This window comes from Paenibacillus sp. sgz302191 (assembly GCF_057749925.1).
The window spans coordinates 23,049-41,247 of record NZ_JBYLHY010000011.1 but is presented as its reverse complement, the minus strand read 5'-3'; the positions used below and the strand labels follow the sequence as shown (position 1 = coordinate 41,247).

Here is an 18,199-nt window from a genome sequence, read left to right as displayed (position 1 = left end):
GCTTCCAGGCACATCAGCCTTTCAATGCACCGACCATGACTCCTTTCACAAAGTATTTTTGCAGAAACGGATACAACAATAAGATCGGAGCCGTCGTAACGATAATCGCCGCATACTTGAGTGTCTCGGCAACGCTCTGACTCTGCATCAGTGTTGTCGTCCCGATCATATTCGCATTGTCGTTCTCCAATAAAATGTTCCTGACCACCAATTGAACGGGAAATAAATGTTGATCGCGCAGGAAGATCATCGCGTTGAACCAGCTGTTCCAATGCCCTACCCCATAGTACAAAATCATAACGGCTATTACAGGCATGGATAGAGGGATGAAAATGCGAAACAAAATGGTGAAATGCCCCGCTCCATCCAAGAAGGCCGATTCTTCAAGTTCTTTGGGAATAGCCAGAAAATACGTTCGCATAATGATTAAATTAAAAGTACTGATGGCTGACGGAAGAATTAACGCCCATAACGTATTCGTAAGCCCGTAGGACTTCACGATCAAATAGAAAGGAATAAGTCCGCCCTGAAAAAACATCGTGAATACGATGAAGAACATAATGGGCCTGCTTAATAACACATCGTCCCTCGAAAGAAAATAAGCGCCGAGCGACGTTAATGTCAGATTGATCGCCACGCCAACGAACAGGACGAAGAACGTATTTTTAAAAGCTTGAAGAAAGGTGGCATTGCTAAAAACGGCTTTGTAGCCATCCAGCGAAAATCCTTGCGGCCAGAGCAAAATGCCGTCGAATGAGATCAGCCTGCTGCCATCGCTTAAAGACGAGAACAAAATATACAGCAAAGGGTATACCGTCGCTAAAATCAATATTACCATAATTAAACAGTTGGCTGCATCAAATATCCGTTCTCCGAATGTCGGTCGGTTCATCGCGGGTCCCCCTCCTTACCATAAGCTGTTCTGACTGACCCGCTTGCTGAACTGATTGGCCATCAGAAGAATGATGAAATTGATCACGGAATTGAATAACCCTACCGCAGTGCTGTATCCATAGTTAAATTCCAAAATCCCCTTGCGGTACACGAAAGTGGAAATGACATCCGCGGTTTCGTAAATGCTTGCGCTGTATAAAAGAATGATCTTCTCAAAGCCGACGTTCATCAAGTTGCCCAGCGCCAGAATGAGCATGATCATGACGGTAGGCAGGATGCCCGGCAGCGTAATATGCCAGATTTGGCGGAACTTCGTGGCGCCGTCGATCTTGGCGGCTTCATACTGCTGCTGGTCAATGCCGGATATCGCGGCAAGATAGATGATCGTTCCCCAGCCTATCTGCTGCCAGATCTCACTGATCACATAGATGGACCGGAACGACTCCGGCTGCTGCAGGAACGATGCCCGCTCCCCACCAAAGAAGGCGATCACATCATTGATCAAACCATCCGACAGGGTAAAATACCGGATAATGCCGGCGACCACTACCAGCGTAATGAAATGCGGCATGTACGTAATCGTTTGCGTAATGCGGCGGAACAGCGGACTCTTTAATTCATTCAACAGCAAAGCAAGAATAATAGGCGCCGGAAATCCGAAAAGCAGATTGCTCATGCTGAGCAAGATCGTATTTTTGATCACACGAAAAAAATAAATGCTGGAAAAGAATTCTTTAAAATGCTTAAAGCCCACCCACTCGCTTCCAAGTATCCCCTTGGCGGGCACAAACTGCTTAAAGGCGATGATCGCGCCATACATCGGCGCATAATGAAAGGCAATGTAGTAGACGATGACAGGGATCATCATGACGTACAGCCACTTGTTGCGTATGAGATCTTTCCTTAATAAGCTGGTCATTGCTCCACCTTCCTTTTGCACAGTCCCAAATCCGCTCAGAACAAAGGACCGCTGCTTGCGTCTAGCGAGCGGCGGTCCCCAGCCTCGGCTTTCATTACCGCTTTAAATATCTTTCATACGCATCCTGTTGAATCTTCAGCGCGCGTTCGATGCCCAAACTCTTCATTTGCTGAACGTATTTATCATAGTTGTCGACCGGCTCGGCGCCCAAAATAATTTTCAGCTCCGCCTCTTTCACCAGCGCATTAATATCGTTCATGATGCTGGCCATTTCGTCCGATTCCGCCGCAGTCGGCGTCACCGGCGGCAGCAAATGGCTCGCATGATTCGTATTTTTCCAAATATCAATCGCATCGGTCGTCTGCTTGTACTTCGTCGGCAGGTTGTTATCCTTCTGGATCATCGGGAAGTTCGTGCCATGAGCGTACTGCATCATGACTTGGTCGCTGCCGAGTCCTTTCGGATTTTTAACGACCAGATCCGTATAAACAGGCTTTCCGTCCTTCATCTCGTATGTAGTGCCCTCGATGCCGAACGTATTCAGCATGCTGCCTTCCTTGGAGTAAGCATAATCCAGCCAGCGCATCGCTGCTTCAATGTTTTTGGTTTTCGCCGAGATCGCTGCGGAGCTTGTGCCCGCATACGCATTATCAAGCTGGCCGAATTCCGGCTTGGTGCCCTTTACGAGTGTCGGATACGGCGCGGCGACATAGTTTGCCTTCGGGTCGGCGGCTTGCGCGGTCGAATTGTACTTTTCGATATAAAACTGCCAACCGAACGTCGCTCCGCTCACCTGGGACGTCATTTTCTTGTCGACCGTCGCCGCATCGATCGATGCAAAATCTTTATCGATCAAGCCTTCCTTATACCACTTATTCATCGTTCGAAGATATTCCTTATATTCCGGTTCCAAGTAGCCGTAGACGACTTTGCCATTCTTGACATAGTAGTTGCCCATCACTCCATAGGCGCCCGCAAAGCCTCCGGTACGCTCGCCCAAGAACATGGTGCGGAAAGTAACCGGCGCCGCAGCGTTCTTTTTCTCCTTAAACGCCTTCAGCACGGTATACCACTCATCGATCGTTTCAGGAACACCCAGCCCCAGCTCATCCAGCCAATCCTTGCGGATAATGGGCCCGCCGTATACGCGACCGGCTTCCGAACGAATAAACGGGAATGCATAATACGTGCCGTTGTCCGTTTTGATCATTTTATCGATCTCCGGATTATCCTGCAGCGCTTTCTTCAGGTTGGGCGCGTATTGATCGATGTAATCGTTAAGCTTCAAAATATAACCTTGCTCCACCGCCTTCTCCGGTCCCCCCGGATATTGAAGCCAAGTATTCAGGAATATGTCCGGCAGCTCCCCGGCTGCCAGCAGCAGGCTGAACTTTTGGTCTTTCATCGGTGTGCCGCCTAGATGCTTAATGGCGATTCCGGTACGCTTTTGGTATTCTTCATCAATCTGTACTTTCTCGGGGATGCCGCCAAGCGATTCCGTCATATAAGTTAGTTCGATATTTCCCTGCATCGGATACGTAAAGTTTGCGTTCTTGCCGCTCGTATTTGCCGCCGGCGCCCCTTCATTGCTTTGGCCTCCGGTGCATCCCGCCGCCATCAGCGCGAAACTTGCAATGAGAGCTGCGGAACTAAGGAGCTTGCCTTTGCTTATTGATTTCATGATGAGCCAATCCCCCTGATCATTTGATTTGTGCCTTGATTAACCGCTTTCTCAATGTAATCCAAGCGCCCGATGCCGGCAATGTTCAATTTCGCAACTCGGTTGACGAAATGCAAAAAAAGACGATTGTCAATTTGACTTCTATCGTCTTTTTGGTTAATGCCGGTTTTTGCTGATCATGGCAAACTTTTATATCGGCCCGGCGTTATGCCTTCATACTTTTTGAACACCCGGATAAAGGCGCTGCTGCTGGCAAATCCGACCTTAAGCGCCGTCTCGTCGATCGAGGCCCCTTCGTCCAGCAGCAGCTTCGCCTTACTGATTCTGACCTGGCTAATATAATCATGCAGCCCTTGACCGGCATGCGCCTTAAATACTTTGGACACATATTGGGGAGTAATGCCGAAGTGCGCCCCGATCATGGAGACGCTTAGATTGTCATCGGAGAAGCTGGCTTTCACGTACTCTTCCACCTGACTGCCTATGCCCATATTGCTCATTTGGGACATTTTTGCATGGGCACGCTCGCAGACTAGAGATACGATCTCCAGAAGCTCCTGCCTGAATTCGGCGCGGGTGGAGCAGCCCAGCAGACGCTTGACCGGACGCCGCTCTTCCCACATGGCCGATTTGCACGTATCCAAAGGAATGGTCTTCATCATCGTACTGGCCAAGTCAATCATAGCGCATTTGATCATTTCAATCGAAGATTGATGGCAAAATATACCCTCGATCAGATCGTCCATCAGCTCGATGGCTTTGTGCACATCACCGCTCTTGATCACATTGATCAAGATGATCTCATCATTCATGGAATAATAATAATCCGTGTCCTCTTGTTTAATATCCCCGTACCAGATAACTCCGTCCTCATGAAGCAGCAAGCTGTATTCCCGAGCTTCTAGCGCCTGAAGGAAACCTTGATGGATCCCTTTAAGCCCGTTTTGCAATTCGCTCCCTGCGACGACGAAGGACAGACGGTAACGCTGCTCGATGAATTCAAGCGCCTCCGAGAGCGCTGCCTCGACATCCTCTTTCCAACATCCTGCATGCTCCGGATTCACATTCACAATGGCTCCCAGCATACCGTCCAAATCCGCAAAATGGATGCCGTGCCGGGGCCGAATCAGATCCATCACAATATTGGAGACAATAAAATGCGACAACTCCAGTGACATTCTTTTGCCAACTTGGCCCAACTCCATATGAAACAACAGTACGGAAAACTGCGCCGACGTCCACTGCAGACGGTAAATTCCCGCCGCTTCCTCTATGGACAGCGATTCTTCCGCATGCCCCTTTAACAGTCGCGACAAATAGTAGCCCTGAAGCACTCGAACTTGCTGGTACTGCTGATTGTTCATATCGTCCCGCTCCCGCAAAGTCGCCAGCACGCTCTCGCGGATAAAGGCATACTCGTCCTTACCGTCCCCCTCGCTCACCTTCTTGAAGCGGGAAAATACATGGACCAGCTCGCGGACGGGACCATAATTTTTCCGGGCAAAATAGGAAATCACTCCGGCTCCGATAAGACAGCAAATCAACAGCCCCAACAGGTTCAGGTTGCGGATTTCTCTGGCACGCTCCCAAAATACATCGGAAGGAAATACGCTTACATACCGCCATGCCGTAGTATCCGAGTCCACAAACGTAACCATGCTGTCGGAGCTGCGCAAAGATTGAAAATACGTTTTCGGCACGGTTTCGCCATTGCGGTTCTGGAACAAAATTTCATCATTTTGATCGATAATAAAAATTCTGCCCCTGTTCACCCAATCCACGTTCTCCAGCAAATGCTGTATATTGTTTCTGTTGATCGGCATCATTAACGTCCCGTCTTGCCTTCTCTCGGCTTTATTCGTTAACGCTTCCATAAAGACGACCGTTTCTCCCGGCTTGTCCGACTCGTTGACCGGCATCAACCGGTATTTCTTGCGGTCAGGTTCCCTTACGCCAGCCAGCCAATTGTCATAGGTCAATTGCGGGGACCGGTGGTTCACATCGTAGAACAACTTGGCTTCCGCATACGTTTCGTTCGTCAACACCTTATCCAGCTTGACCGAATAAATGTAAATTCCGTTAATGAAATCGTTAATGGATTTGTATTTGCTGAGTTCCTGTCCGGTTTTGTAGATTTGAAAAGCATGCTCAGGCTCCGCATCGTCATCGAGCTCCAGATATTTTTTGATATCCGGATGAATCGAAAGCTGAGCGGCCAGCTTCTCCGTTTGTTTCAGCTCATTATCAACAATAAATTTAACTTGATTCAGCATCGCATTGCTGGCCCGGCGAATTTCATATTCGACAATTTGTTTCGTTTGCAAATAGACGACCGCACTGACGATCAGAGGAATAATCATAATCACGGCGTAGGAAATGATCCACTTAAACGCTACACTATTGCTGAATTTTAAAAAGGTCCGCATATCCGACGCTCCTCATAATAAACACACAGCTTAGAACCATTTTGTATTTCATTATATCGGATCATGCGGTCAATTCAATGAAACCATTTTGGAATTGGATCGACAATTTCGCAACAAACGGAATCTACAATATGAAATCCGATCGGCAAATTGCAAACAAGAGGAGTTGCATGGAAGCTTTTTGACGCAAATGGATCATCCTGCATCAAAAAAAATCACCCTGCGGGTGACTGACGAATTCCCCCCGGGAACATGGATGCCCGTCATCGCCAACATCACCGGCCATTCGCAGACTTTGTAAAAACTTGCCCATATCAGCACAGCCGTGCACGGAAAATCGGCGAAAGTCAGGCAGTTGAGAAGCTCGCGCGCCGAGCCGGACCGCTCGGCTGCCTGGCTGCCTGGCTGCACGGAGAAAGCCTGCGAAAAACCCCATGACGTCGTGGACGTCACCCCACAGAATGAAAATAATCAGGACTACTACGTTCTATTTTCGTATAAAGTGCAGGTTTTGCTCGTTGAGACGCATGCAAACGTGCAAGCCGCCCGAGAAAGTCGCGACACTTTGTTAGGCTTAGGGGGACAGCCACTTTCCCAGCGGCGCCTCTCCCGGTGCAGGTCGTGGAACTGCGCAATTGGGTGGGAAGCAGCTTGGTAGAGAGAAAACCTGCAAAAGTGCAGGCTGCCCGAGAAAGTCGCGACACTTTGTTAGGCTTAGGGGGACAGCCACTTTCCCAGCGGCGCCTCTCCCGGTGCAGGTCGTGGAACTGCGCAACTGGGTGGGAAGCAGCTTGGTAGAGAGAAAACCTGCAAAAGTGCAGGTTTTTGCGCTGGAAACGGTTCGTTTGGAGGAAAAGCCTGCAATTGTGCAGGAATTTCCGCTCCCGATGGGGTTGAGCTTGAATATGAGCGAAAAAAACTGCAGATTTGCAGGAATTTTTCCCAGCAAGCGCTTTCAGGTGCAAAAAGATGTACTTTTGCAGGTTTTCTTCGCGCAGCCAGGCGCTTTGTGGCTCGACAGCCTGACTTTCGCAGGCTTTCTCCCGGACCGGCCTGGCAAGCGGCCTCATGGCCACCCGCCGTGCAGCGCTGTAACCCGTGCCGGGGAGAGGCGCGCATCAGGAAAGAGCCGCTGTGCCGACGCCAGCCGGTACAACCGCACCGCGCGCGCAGTTCCCAGCGCACGGTGTTGCGCTGCATGACGGCGGTCGACCACATGGCCATGTCGTGCACAAACGTCCTGATAGCGCCGGAAAATTGTGCGAATACCTCCTTCATGACGCCGGGCCGCCGATGTTCCTCGAGTCTTCGCTTGCCAAAAACCGGGACCCCATTAGAGTCCCGGTTTTCTTGTATACGAACCCCTCAGGTTCTCGACTGGGGTTCAGGAAAGCTTATGAGCCCATCTGCCAACCGCTGCCACTTGCGAATCGTGGAAATCTGTTCGAAATTTCATACAGAAATTGCACTGATTTCGTAAAATCGAGAAATAGGTATGAAAAATCGAACAGAATCGTGCCTACAGCGGTAAAAATGACTTTGTATGCGAAAAATCATACAGAAAAGCGCAAAAGGGACTGCAATAGGCCGTCTCATGACAAGCAGTTACAACAGGTCATGACTTCGTCATAGCCCTGTGTATCCGCGCTCCGCCATGATTGACATCCATCGCCAGAACCGTTTCCAGCTCCGCTTTCGCTTCTTCCATTTTGCCGAGACCAAGCAGGCCGAGGCCTCTCATAAATCGGCAATGAATTGTGTTGCGCTTGTCCAAATCGTCCTCGAACACTAGGAAATCCGGCAAAGAAACCGCGAAATAGTCAAATTTCACGTCATCATGCAGATGCTTTTCCGCATAGTCGATCAGCTTGTTGAACCTGCGCTTCGCTTCCTTTTCTATGCCCAGCTTGTTCCAGGCGAGTCCCTGATAAAAAATCATCTCCGGCGGCTGATCGTTGTAATACATCGCGCTCGTCGGTTCCTCCAAGCCCTGAGACGCTCGGCGGAAGCACGCTTCCGCTTCGGCCGTCTTAGACATGCCCTCGAGAGCAAGCCCCATGAAGTAGTACACATGATTCTCCTGCGCGCCCTCCAGCTTGCCTTCGCCCAGGTTATCCGGATACACAAGCGCCGTTTGCAAACGGTCAAGCGCTTCCGCAAACCGACCCTCCGCCAAGTTCTGCTTAGCGGCTTCCACATGTCCCAGCACATGCTGGCCGGTGACCTTGCCTTCGCCTCCCTCCCACGGGTGGAAGTTCCGAACGTCCAGCGCCTGCAGAGCTTCCCGGTGCCGCCCTAATTGGTTGAGAAGCGTTACATACTCAACATACAAATCGTCGCGTTTCTCAACAAGCGGCATATGCGCCTGGAGGGCACATAAACGCGTCTCAGCCGGATGGCCCAGCCTCTTATAAAGCTGATCCAGCTCGTAGAATACGCGGGCATCGTCCTGCCCGAGGGCAAATGCGCGCTCCAGCGATTGCAGGGCGCGTTCCGAATCGCCCAGCTTGTTATAAAACGCGAGCGCCAAATTGCGGTGAACGGTCGCGAAAGCGCCGTTAGCTTCGCGCGAGGCCTTCCAAGCCCGGACGGCATCGTAATGCCGTTTCTTGTCGTAGTACCAGTTCCCCAAATAATAGTTCGCCTTGTCATCCGCAGCATTGGCGGAAACCGCGCTTTCCAGCGCCAGCAGCTCGAACAGCGTGTTGGGAAAGCAAAGGCCCGGCGCCGCCGTCTGCCCGGCCGCCCGATGCTGCGAAGCCAACTCCGGATGGCCGGAAAGCTCGTGCAAATAGGCAAGCGCGTAGTGAACCGTCGGATAGGCTGCTGCCGAGGCGCTCGGCGCGATTCGGTTCAGCACCTCAATCGCTTCTTTCAACAGCCCGGCGAACGCATAATCGGACGCCAAGTTCAAATAATTGTGCGCACTGCCGCGCAGCAAACGCCGCAATTCCTCGCCGGCCTCCAACGACCCGGCCTCATCCCCGGCTTCTTGCAACGCCAGCATAAGCTCGTTTCCGGCGCCGAAGTCGGCGATATCGCTCTGCAGCGTTTCTCTCGCAAAATCGGCAGCTTCTGTCCGGCATCCCCGTCTCCGCAGCAGCGCCGCCTTGAGATGGCGTGCCTTGAAATTATGGGCGTTTCGGACCAGAGACTTGCCGACAAGCTCGAAAGCCTCCTCGATCCCCCCCTGGGATGCGGCAATCTGGGCGAGCGTAAAGAAGCCGGCGTCCTGCCAGGCTCCCGACCACGTCGCCTTGTACAAAGCGGCAAACGCCTCGCGGTTTCGCCCCTGCAGCTTTAGCGACAGGCCAAGCTGGTAGTAAGCCTCGCCGTCATACGGATTCGCGTTGCGCCAGTTCAGCGATTTTACTGCCGTGCGAAAATGCTTTTCGGCCTGGGAAAACTGCCCTCGCCGCAGCAGCAGCGTGCCGTATGCGATATTGATCCGAATATCGCTCTCATCCCGCTTCAAGCCTTCCAAATAGTAAGCTTCCGGCTCGAACGTCGCGTGACGGTACTGCTCAAGATGCAGACCTGCCAGGTAAAGCTGTTCATTCGTGCGCAGTTCATGCGGCTCCGGCAAAGGTTTGGCGGCTTCCGGCACTTCTTCGATGGACGGCGCTGCGGGCCGGTAGGAAACCAACAGCCGTCCATCGGCGCTATGAACAGTAATGGTTAACTCATGCGCTTGGTCGTCATCCTCCAGGGGAACAGCCAATTCAAAGGTGGATAACGGGGATAGCGCCGCCGTTTCTTTGAAGTAGGACCGCCGCTTCCCTTTCAGCTCAATGACCGCTCCTTCGTAGAGCGAAGTCGCATAGGCCTGAGCGAGCGCTTTGCGCGTCCGGTCGTCGACCTCCAGATTGACTGCCGCTTCAATGGTCGCGTTTTTGACAACACCGATGTTCTTGTAAGGCATAAAATATTGGGTGAACGATTTCTCCTCGTAAGGCGCAAGCCAGGTGAAATCGGGCTGATTGTCCGTGAAGACGCCGGTCATCAGTTCAATATACGGACCGTCTTCGTCCGTCAGATTGCGGTCCCAGGCTTGGCCGAACTCGCCATTGCCCCAGGTCCACTGCTTTTTGCCCGGAGATACGTGATGATTGGCCACATGCAGGAGACCGGCCCGAACGCCGTGATCGTACCCGCCTACAAAGTTATAATCGGACTTGTAAGCCATATAGGAGGTCGGCACCGGAATATTGCGATAGCGGGAAATATCGACGCCTGCGGAATAATCCATTTTGTAATACGTGCCCGTAGCAATCGGAAATCGGGATACGTCACGTTTGCCGTGATCGAATACAGCGGTAACATCGGGTGGAAAAACGGACTGCGTATGATCGTTAACCGCCACCGCAGGGTTGGCCCACCAGAGGAAAGTTTGCGGCTCCGCTGTCCGGTTGTACAGACGGGCCGATATTTCCAGATATGCCTTGCCCGGATACAGGGTAAAGCCGGCCGTCATTTTCGTGCCGTACATGCGGTCGATTTCGCTTACCCACACCGTTGCGCTGCCGTTCTTGTTCTCCTCAAGCTTGTACTCGACCGGACCGTACGTATTCGGACGGTGGTGCTGCGGCCAATTGAATTCGATCCCGCCTGAAATCCAGGGTCCGGCCAATCCGACTAAGGCAGGCTTGATGACCCGGTTGTAATAGACAAAGTCGTATTGATTGGTCTTGTCCAGCGCCCGGTAAATGCGCCCGCCCAGTTCGGGCATAATCTCAATACGAACATACTCATTCTCCAAAATGGCCATGCGGTAGCTTTGGGGCCGTTTCTCATCTTCAATCCGGTCAATGACCGGGTGCGGATAAACTTTTCCGGAGCTTCCCTGATAAACCCGCTTTTCCAGAAACATCGGATTGCGGTCAGGCTCTCCGACGCCGTAAGTCGGGATGACGACATCCTCTTCCCATATTCGGACCCCTTGGAACGATTGCTCAGGTTGTGCGTATAGCGTCAAAATAAACCCTCCTTCAATTGATCGTATATGTGTACGGCAGCCGCCTTCATTCGCCAATAGACCGTTTGCAATTACCGATGGCAGTGTATCGGCGCATGGGAGTCTGTCCGACGGAGTTCATCGGACAGACTCCTGGGAGGTCCGCAAGGGACTTGCTCCCGGTGAGTCCGGCGGTCCCGATCAAGCTTCCGCGACGAACCCTTCGCCGATCCCGCCGGTTCCGAGCCGGACCGATATCGACCAGTCCCAAGCTTCGCCGGGCTGAACGACCTGCGCCGTGCCATTGTCTCTCGCCCGGTCAAGACTGTCGTAGAAGCCGATCGACGGCTCCAATGCAATCGCATTGCGGTCGTTGCCCATTCCCTCGTCGATCCAGATGCCGAGATAGGGAACGCGGGCCGGATCGCATTCCATGCGGAGCCAGTTCCCGCTTATTGCACCGGTCAGACCGCACCAGCCCTGCTCATGAATGCCGGGCACATAATACTTGCGGCCGTTCCCCGTCTGCCGTTCCGTTACCAGCGATTGCTCCGCCCACGGATAGGACCGGCCGGCGGTTTGGTTCAAGCCTCCGAAGACGCAAAGCACCTCTTGGACGGAAGGAGGCAATACGAGATTCGTCGGCTCCGAAACGGCGAACTGCGGATGCGGCACCCAGAGAAACGGCAGCGGATCGCTGCCCTGATTCGCAACGCTGTAGTCCATCCGCAGTGTATCGGCGGCGGCAAAAGATAGCTTTCGCGTAAGCCGATAAGGCTTCGCCAAGCCTTCCACCGAGCAGGAGACCTGTTCTCCGGTGTACGAGTAATCCCAGGGCAGCGCCCACACTTCGCCATGGTCGGGCAGCGGACAGCGCCCCTCCGCATCCGCGAAGCAGGGATTGATCGTCGGGAAGCATTCGTCCCACCCGCTCATATCCGCTTCGCCAAAGGGAGAGCCGTAGGCCGGCCGGAGCAGCTCGCGGCTGCCGGCGTCCACCAGCCATTCCCTGTCCGCCGGTTTATAGCGCAGCGAGACGATTTTTGCCCCCAGCCCGGGAATCAGTTCAACGCGGATTACTTTCGTTTCCAGCACAAGCGACAGCCAGCCTCGGTAGGCGGACGTCCATACCCGGACATTTTGGCTTTTATCCTTCATGAGGGTCAACCTTTCTGCAGCGTAAGTTCGTATACAGGCACGGCGGCGATGCCTTTCAATTCCGCGATCGACTCCTCCGCGTTCTCGCTCCAGCCAGCCATCGTCGTATGGCTAGCGACGGTGCTGCCCTTGCGGATCGGCGAGATATAGAGGTACATTCCTTTCTGAAGCAGCCTCTCGCTGAATGGCTTCAGTCCGATTTCCCACGTTTTTCCATTGCTAAAGTTATCGTTAATCAAATCGCCGTCGATAAAGGCGTAGCCGATATCTCCCGTGTAGTCGATCCGCAGCAGCGCCTCCTTGATTCCGTCGAAGGCATCCGGCGAAAACGAAAGCACGGCCTTGTCATCCTTCACCCGCTTGAGCTCAAAACCGATTTCCCGGCGAGGCACCCGGAACCGGTACGCCGTAAAGAGCCCTTCCTGCTTTCGCTCCAGCAGTTCGCCCCCGTTGATAAGGTCGAGCCCGTCAAAATCGGGAAATACGCGAAGCGTAATTTCTTCCGCTCCGGTCGCTTCCAGCTTCACCTGATCGCCGCTGACGAGCAGATTGCAATCCGTAAAAATAACGCGTTCGCTTCCCCAGATTGCTGCCTGCCAGAAGCCGAGGCTCTCCTCGTCGGTGAGCGTAATCAGGCGCACACTGCGTCCGGCAGCGGACGTTAGCAAGATAGGCGCGGCATTCCCCACGGCGGGGCGTACAACCGTCAACCCATTACGCTCGAAAATCTCCGCCGATCCGGCTTCAAAACCTGCCAGCGAGGAAGTTTCAAAGGCATATTCCGGCAGCATCCCCTTCGGCGAAGCGAAGAAATAATAGGAAGCCCCGTCAACTTCCAGCCGGGTGATCAGTTGCGCCATGGCATGTTCCAGCACTATGCCTTCCAGGTCAAACCGATAGGGCAGCATCGCATAGCTATCCGGGTCCAACGTCAGAGCTCCTTCAGCGGGAAAACGAATCTCCCTATCCTTGGTGACAACGGTCACGCCGTCCGCCACGCTCAGAGCGTGCGTCAGTACATGGTCCTGATAGTTGTTCAGGAACAGGAGTCCCGAGCCCTCAGACGCCCGAACCGCGCAGCGCAGCGTATCCGTATCGGCCGGATCCATCTTCGACGTATCGCCGGGCAGTATCGTCTTGGTCCGGCACAGCCATTTCTCAAAAGTCCGGAAAAAATAATGCTGCAGCCGCGTACGGTGATACGATTCGCGCACTTGGCCGAATTCCCCGATGCAGGCGTTAAAGTCGTAGGAAATTTTCGGCGTTGCCAGATCGTTGAGAAACACATCGCGCTTCCCGGTGGGGTTCGAGCCGCCATGGTACATATAGTACCCGATCAAATTGCAGCCTTCCGCCACCTTGATGCCGGTCATCGCCGATACACTGACATAAGGAAAATCGAAACGGTATTTATAAAACGGCGTCATCCCGCCGCCCATCTCGCAGCAGGCATACGGATAATCCTCGGGCGTGTATCCCGGCTCGAAGTTGTAGCTGACCGGAATGTGATTGTTATGTTTGTCCTGGAATATATATTCCGGCGTCGCCGGATGCTCGCGCATATCGCCGAAACGGTCATGCTCGTAATAAATCCAGGGCCAGTGGGAATATCCGCCCCACAGCGGCAGCATCTCGGCGGCCGGAGCGTTAGCGCCTCCCCATGCCGTACAAGTGTACAACGGCGTGTCGATGCCGGCTTCAATCGCCATTTCTTTCAGCTTCAGCATATGGGCTTCGCCGTCCTCCCCGCGCGTCAGCCACTCATTGCTGATGCCTGTCGTCAGAGCCCATTGCGCGGCAGAGTGGCCGTGCTCGTTCTCAATCTGCGTGCCGATAATCGGCCCACCCTGCTTGAACAGCAACCCCTGCACCTGCGAGCTGATTTGCTCATAAAGCCGCTTGGCAAAGGATAAATAACCTTCGTCATTGGAGCGCACATCGAAGGGCCGGCCGAACAGCCAATCCGGCAAGCCGCCGTTGCGGATTTCCCCATGATCGAAAGGCCCGATGCGGATGATGACGTACAGGCCGTGCTTGCCGCAGAGCTCGACGAACCGCCGCAGATTTCGGCGTCCGCCCCATTCGAATACGCCTTGAATTTCCTCATGCACGTTCCAAAAAATATAGGTGCAGACGATGTTCACGCCGCCCATTTTTATTTTGACAATCTCGTCTTCCCATGCATGCTCGTCATACCGGCTGTAATGAAATTCGCCACAGATGCCAAAAAAAGGATGGCCGTTTTTTTCCATGAAATAGTTGTTAAAGCGAATGTGCTCGCCGGTCAGGCTGCTTCCCTGCATGTAGTTTTTATCCACATCAATCGCTTTAAAATCCTGACTGGCGTCAATACGGTACGCTGCCATTTAAAATTTCCCTCCTCGCTTGTCGCTATCCTGAAAAAAAGGCAAAAGAATAGACTCTCCCGAACTGAGAGAGAGTCTTTATCCAATTGCAGCGCCGGCTACTTCTTGTTGGCCAAGAACGCGGCGGCCTGTTTCTCGACCTCGGCTTTGACCTTGTCAATGCCGGCTGCTTTCAGCTTTTTGTCGAGCGTGTCAAACGCCTCGTCCACATTTTTCACGGCTCCGAAATAAATCGGCTGGGCATATTGAGTGGACACGTTTTTCAAATTGGCGACTTCGGTTTTGATGCTTTCCGAGTTAAAGGTGAATCCCAGGTATGGCACAGGCTTCAAATAATCTTTGATTTTGCTGTTCAGTGCAATATAGCTGTCCGTCCAGGTCGCCATCGGCTTAAACAAATCTTTGTTCACGAACCAGAAGCCCGCTGCATCCGGAGGATACGTATTGGATTCGCTGGTCACGCCGGCAGGCAGGCCGATTTTGCCGTCGCTTGTAATCATATAGTTCTTGCCTTCAACGCCGAAATAAGCCAGATATACATAGGCAGGGTCTTCCATCAATAAATCAAGCGCTTCCAGCGTGCGTTCCGGATTTTTCGAGTTGGCCGCAACCGCAATCCCGTTGTTAATCCAGCTCGTTTGCGAAACTTTGCCCGACGGATACAGCATTGGCTTGACGTAGACGTCGATGCCCTTCTCCTTCGCGCTCGTCATGACGGCAGCGACATCGATGGAGTTGCCGAAGGCAACGCCCGTTTTTCCCGCTACAAAATTATCCTTGGAGCGCACCTTGTTGGCGTAAGGGTTCTTGTTAATGTAGCCTTTGTCATACCAGTCCTTCATGACAGTCGCCGCATATTTCTGAGCGCTCAGGAACGGCTCTTCCGTCATGCCGACGATCTTGCCGGTCGAATCGTCAAAATCGGAGGTGATCCCTTGGGCCATCGGATCGCCGGAATCGAAAGGCGCCCCGGCCCAACCGACCTTCTCTTGCAGCAAGGTTTGATACGGTGTCGGCAAATCGTATTGCGACTCGAGATTCAGAGGAATCATGTCCGGGTAATCTTTTTTCACTTCCGCCAAATACGGTTCAATGTCCGAGAACTTTTTAAATTCCTTTATGCCGGCTTTGTCCATAATGTCTTTGCGGAACAGCGCCACATTGACCTTGCGGTCCGGCGTCGAGGTCGGCACCATGAACACATTGCGGTTCACCTTGGCGGCCGTAATCGCTTCCGGCGGCAGTTTGGCCATATGCTTCGGCATATAGGTTTTCAACATGTTCTCATCCAGCTTCAGGAATGCGTTTTTGGTCGCTTCAGACACATAGAAGTTCCAATCGGCGGCAAAAACAAAATCCACATCGGCGCCGGAAGCAAGCATCAGCGGATATTTGGACGCTACGTCTCCCCAACCGATATAATTGATTTCCAGCGTAGCGTTGATATCCTTCTTAAGCTTGGCGTTGATCGCGCTGAGCACCTCCGGCATCCCCTTGGGCGCTTCGCCGAGCAAGTAACCGACGATCTTCACTTCTTTGGAATGATCGATCTTGCTCGTCGACGCACCGGCGGCGGCGGTTTGACCGGGAGCCTCCGACTTTGCCGGACTGCTCGAAGCATTGTTGCTCGAGGAACAGGCCGACAAGAACATCGCAGACGTCAGCACCAACGGCACAGAGAGCAGTGTAAACTTTTTGAGACTTTTCAAAATAAAGACCTCCCTTTTTTGATAAAATTTATATAAATCCCCTAACGGGAGATTTGCCATAATGCCGTGCCGTTTAGCCTTTGACAGCGCCGATCGTGACACCTTTGACAAAATATTTTTGGACAAACGGGAAGACAATCGCAATCGGCACCGTCGTAATGACGGTAAGGGCCAGCTTGAATGTTTCCTTCGGATCGTTGGTCGTTACGTGCTGGGCCATCGCAGACGAGAGATTGATCGAAGACAGCATTTTGTAGAGCAAATACTGCAGGGTGACATACTGCGGTTTGTCTGTAAACATCATCGCTGTCCACCAATCGTTCCAGTAGGCGAGTGCCGTGAACAAACCGATGGAAGCCAAAGCCGGTTTACTAAGCGGAAGCACCATTTGGAAAAAAATCCGGAAGTCCCCCGCCCCGTCAATGCGCGCCGACTCGACAAGCGGCTCGGGTATACTGCTGCTGATGAAACTTCTGAGAATCAGCACATACATCACGTTAAACATCGGAACGAGCAGCAGCACGAGATAAGTGTTTTTCAAATGAAGATCGCTGCTGATCCACAAATAATAAGGGGCCAGTCCCCCGTTGAACAGCGTCGTGAAGAACAGAAAGAACGCCAAACCGTTGCGGTACTTCACTTCTTTGCGGTACAGCACATAAGCTGCCATCGTCGATATGAAAAGGGAAATCGCTGTGCCGATGACTGTCGTGAGCAGCGTCACCTTGAATGCGTTCAGCACGTCTTCCGGATAACGGAAGATGAGCCTGTATGCTTCAACGGAGAAAGAGCGGGGCCAGAACCAGTATCCGTCCTTCAGCACCGAAGCCTCGGAGGAAAAGGAGCCCGCCAGCATGACGATAAAAGGAATCAAGCAAAATAGAGCAATCAGACTGACCAGCGTGTAGGAAATCGATTGAAACAACCGGTCCTGCTGCGGCCCGCCCTTTTTCAAGGTTGGCCGGTTCGCGGCAGGAACCGCCGCTTCATAGGACTTAACATTGGCTTCCATGTACGTTCACTCGCTTTCTGCAGGATAGGCCTAGGAGTCTGTCCGACGGAGCTGCTTTTGTGCATACCTTCCACGGACTTCATCGGACAGACTCCTAGAACAGGGCTTGCTCAGGCTCATAACGCTTGACCAGATAATTGGCGGTCAGGATGATGATCAAGGTCAGCACCGATTGATAGAAGCCCACGGAAGATGCCATGCCGAAGTCCAGAGATCCTACCAGCGAGCGGAACACCAGCGTGTCAATAATATCGGTTGCGTCCATCAGCGACCCGTTGTTGCCGATCAACTGGAAGAACATATCGAACTCGCCGCGCATAATCCGCCCCAGTCCGAGCAGAAGCAGAATAATCATGGTCGGCTTGAGAAGAGGCAGCGTGATTTTGAAAATTTTCTGGAACCGCGTTGCGCCATCGATCGTCGCCGCTTCATAAATCTCCTGATCGATACCGACGATCGCCGCCAGGTACAGCACACTGCCGAATCCAACCCATTTCCAGACATACAGGATCGGCAGGAGCAAATACCAGTACGAGCTCGTGGAGTAAATGTCGATCGGCTCCATGTGGAAAAAACCAAGTATCCGGTTGACAATGCCGTATTCGTAATTCAGAAAGTTGTAGACGAACGCGGAAACCGTGACCCAGGAAATGAAGTAGGGGAGAAACATAAAAGTTTGCGCTATTCTTTTAAACCAATTCGTGTAAATTTCGGAAATAAGCACAGCGGACAAAATCGAGAATACGGTATAGACGCCAAGAAACACGGCATTGTAAACAATCGTATTTTTCGTCACGAGCCACGCTTTGCCTGAAGAAAAAAAGTAATGAAAGTTCTCCAGTCCGTTCCAGGGACTCAGAAAAATCCCGTCTTTGTAGTTAAACTCCTTGAAAGCCATCACAATGCCGGCCATCGGCACATAGGCAAAGACGATAAAATAAATGGCGATCGGGAGAAACATCAAATATAACGGCCATCTCACCCGAAGCTCGCGGATTACGCCCAAGTCCATCACCCTCCATCCCTTTTCTCAAAACAACTTTTATCTATGTCTTTATTGTAAAGGGACGGCAGCTTCGC

At 52.5% G+C, this 18,199-nt stretch carries 11 protein-coding genes; 1 reads left to right on the top strand and 10 read right to left on the bottom strand.

From position 1 onward, the window contains the following. Positions 1 to 13 precede the first annotated feature (13 nt). The 4 genes from AC3G2T_RS17325 to AC3G2T_RS17310 all read right to left on the bottom strand — a co-directional run bounded on the left by AC3G2T_RS17325 (position 14) and on the right by AC3G2T_RS17310 (position 5,920). Positions 14 to 892, bottom strand: a complete 879-nt coding sequence (locus AC3G2T_RS17325) for a carbohydrate ABC transporter permease (protein ID WP_488436315.1) — start codon at positions 890 to 892, stop codon at positions 14 to 16. A gap of 15 nt (positions 893 to 907) precedes the next feature. Next, positions 908 to 1,813, bottom strand: coding sequence for an ABC transporter permease (locus AC3G2T_RS17320; RefSeq protein ID WP_488436314.1), 906 nt, complete (start codon positions 1,811 to 1,813; stop codon positions 908 to 910). Positions 1,814 to 1,907: 94 nt separating this feature from the next. Then, positions 1,908 to 3,494 (bottom strand): extracellular solute-binding protein, encoded by a 1,587-nt coding sequence (locus AC3G2T_RS17315; RefSeq protein ID WP_474681270.1) that lies wholly within the window; start codon positions 3,492 to 3,494, stop codon positions 1,908 to 1,910. 176 nt (positions 3,495 to 3,670) lie between these two features. Beyond that, positions 3,671 to 5,920: a helix-turn-helix domain-containing protein gene (locus tag AC3G2T_RS17310; protein ID WP_488436313.1), complete on the bottom strand. Its 2,250-nt coding sequence runs from the start codon at positions 5,918 to 5,920 to the stop codon at positions 3,671 to 3,673. 791 nt (positions 5,921 to 6,711) lie between these two features. Here AC3G2T_RS17310 and AC3G2T_RS17305 point away from each other — a divergent pair. Further along, positions 6,712 to 7,122 (top strand): hypothetical protein, encoded by a 411-nt coding sequence (locus tag AC3G2T_RS17305; protein WP_488436312.1) that lies wholly within the window; start codon positions 6,712 to 6,714, stop codon positions 7,120 to 7,122. A 413-nt stretch (positions 7,123 to 7,535) separates the two neighbouring features. Here AC3G2T_RS17305 and AC3G2T_RS17300 read toward each other — a convergent pair whose 3' ends face one another. The 6 genes from AC3G2T_RS17300 to AC3G2T_RS17275 form a co-directional block, all read right to left on the bottom strand. After that, positions 7,536 to 10,895, bottom strand: a complete 3,360-nt coding sequence (locus AC3G2T_RS17300) for a DUF5107 domain-containing protein (RefSeq protein WP_488436311.1) — start codon at positions 10,893 to 10,895, stop codon at positions 7,536 to 7,538. A 180-nt stretch (positions 10,896 to 11,075) separates the two neighbouring features. Continuing rightward, positions 11,076 to 12,032, bottom strand: coding sequence for an aldose epimerase family protein (locus AC3G2T_RS17295; RefSeq protein WP_474681274.1), 957 nt, complete (start codon positions 12,030 to 12,032; stop codon positions 11,076 to 11,078). A 5-nt stretch (positions 12,033 to 12,037) separates the two neighbouring features. Beyond that, positions 12,038 to 14,398 carry a beta-galactosidase gene (locus tag AC3G2T_RS17290; protein WP_488436310.1) on the bottom strand — a complete coding sequence of 787 codons (2,361 nt, stop codon included), beginning with the start codon at positions 14,396 to 14,398 and terminating at the stop codon, positions 12,038 to 12,040. Between the two features lie 98 nt (positions 14,399 to 14,496). Further along, positions 14,497 to 16,107 carry an ABC transporter substrate-binding protein gene (locus AC3G2T_RS17285; RefSeq protein ID WP_488436309.1) on the bottom strand — a complete coding sequence of 537 codons (1,611 nt, stop codon included), beginning with the start codon at positions 16,105 to 16,107 and terminating at the stop codon, positions 14,497 to 14,499. A gap of 73 nt (positions 16,108 to 16,180) precedes the next feature. Continuing rightward, positions 16,181 to 17,119 (bottom strand): carbohydrate ABC transporter permease, encoded by a 939-nt coding sequence (locus AC3G2T_RS17280; RefSeq protein ID WP_488436308.1) that lies wholly within the window; start codon positions 17,117 to 17,119, stop codon positions 16,181 to 16,183. A gap of 94 nt (positions 17,120 to 17,213) precedes the next feature. Next, complete coding sequence (locus AC3G2T_RS17275; RefSeq protein WP_474681278.1) at positions 17,214 to 18,131, bottom strand: ABC transporter permease; 918 nt, start codon at positions 18,129 to 18,131, stop codon at positions 17,214 to 17,216. Positions 18,132 to 18,199: the final 68 nt, after the last annotated feature.

Coding starts and splice junctions, on each gene's coding strand:
- AC3G2T_RS17275 (WP_474681278.1), bottom strand. CDS start 18,131: ATGGACTTGGGCGTAATCCGCGAGCTTCGGGTGAGATGGCCGTTATAT.
- AC3G2T_RS17320 (WP_488436314.1), bottom strand. CDS start 1,813: ATGACCAGCTTATTAAGGAAAGATCTCATACGCAACAAGTGGCTGTAC.
- AC3G2T_RS17280 (WP_488436308.1), bottom strand. CDS start 17,119: ATGGAAGCCAATGTTAAGTCCTATGAAGCGGCGGTTCCTGCCGCGAAC.
- AC3G2T_RS17315 (WP_474681270.1), bottom strand. CDS start 3,494: ATGAAATCAATAAGCAAAGGCAAGCTCCTTAGTTCCGCAGCTCTCATT.
- AC3G2T_RS17295 (WP_474681274.1), bottom strand. CDS start 12,032: ATGAAGGATAAAAGCCAAAATGTCCGGGTATGGACGTCCGCCTACCGA.
- AC3G2T_RS17310 (WP_488436313.1), bottom strand. CDS start 5,920: ATGCGGACCTTTTTAAAATTCAGCAATAGTGTAGCGTTTAAGTGGATC.
- AC3G2T_RS17290 (WP_488436310.1), bottom strand. CDS start 14,398: ATGGCAGCGTACCGTATTGACGCCAGTCAGGATTTTAAAGCGATTGAT.
- AC3G2T_RS17325 (WP_488436315.1), bottom strand. CDS start 892: ATGAACCGACCGACATTCGGAGAACGGATATTTGATGCAGCCAACTGT.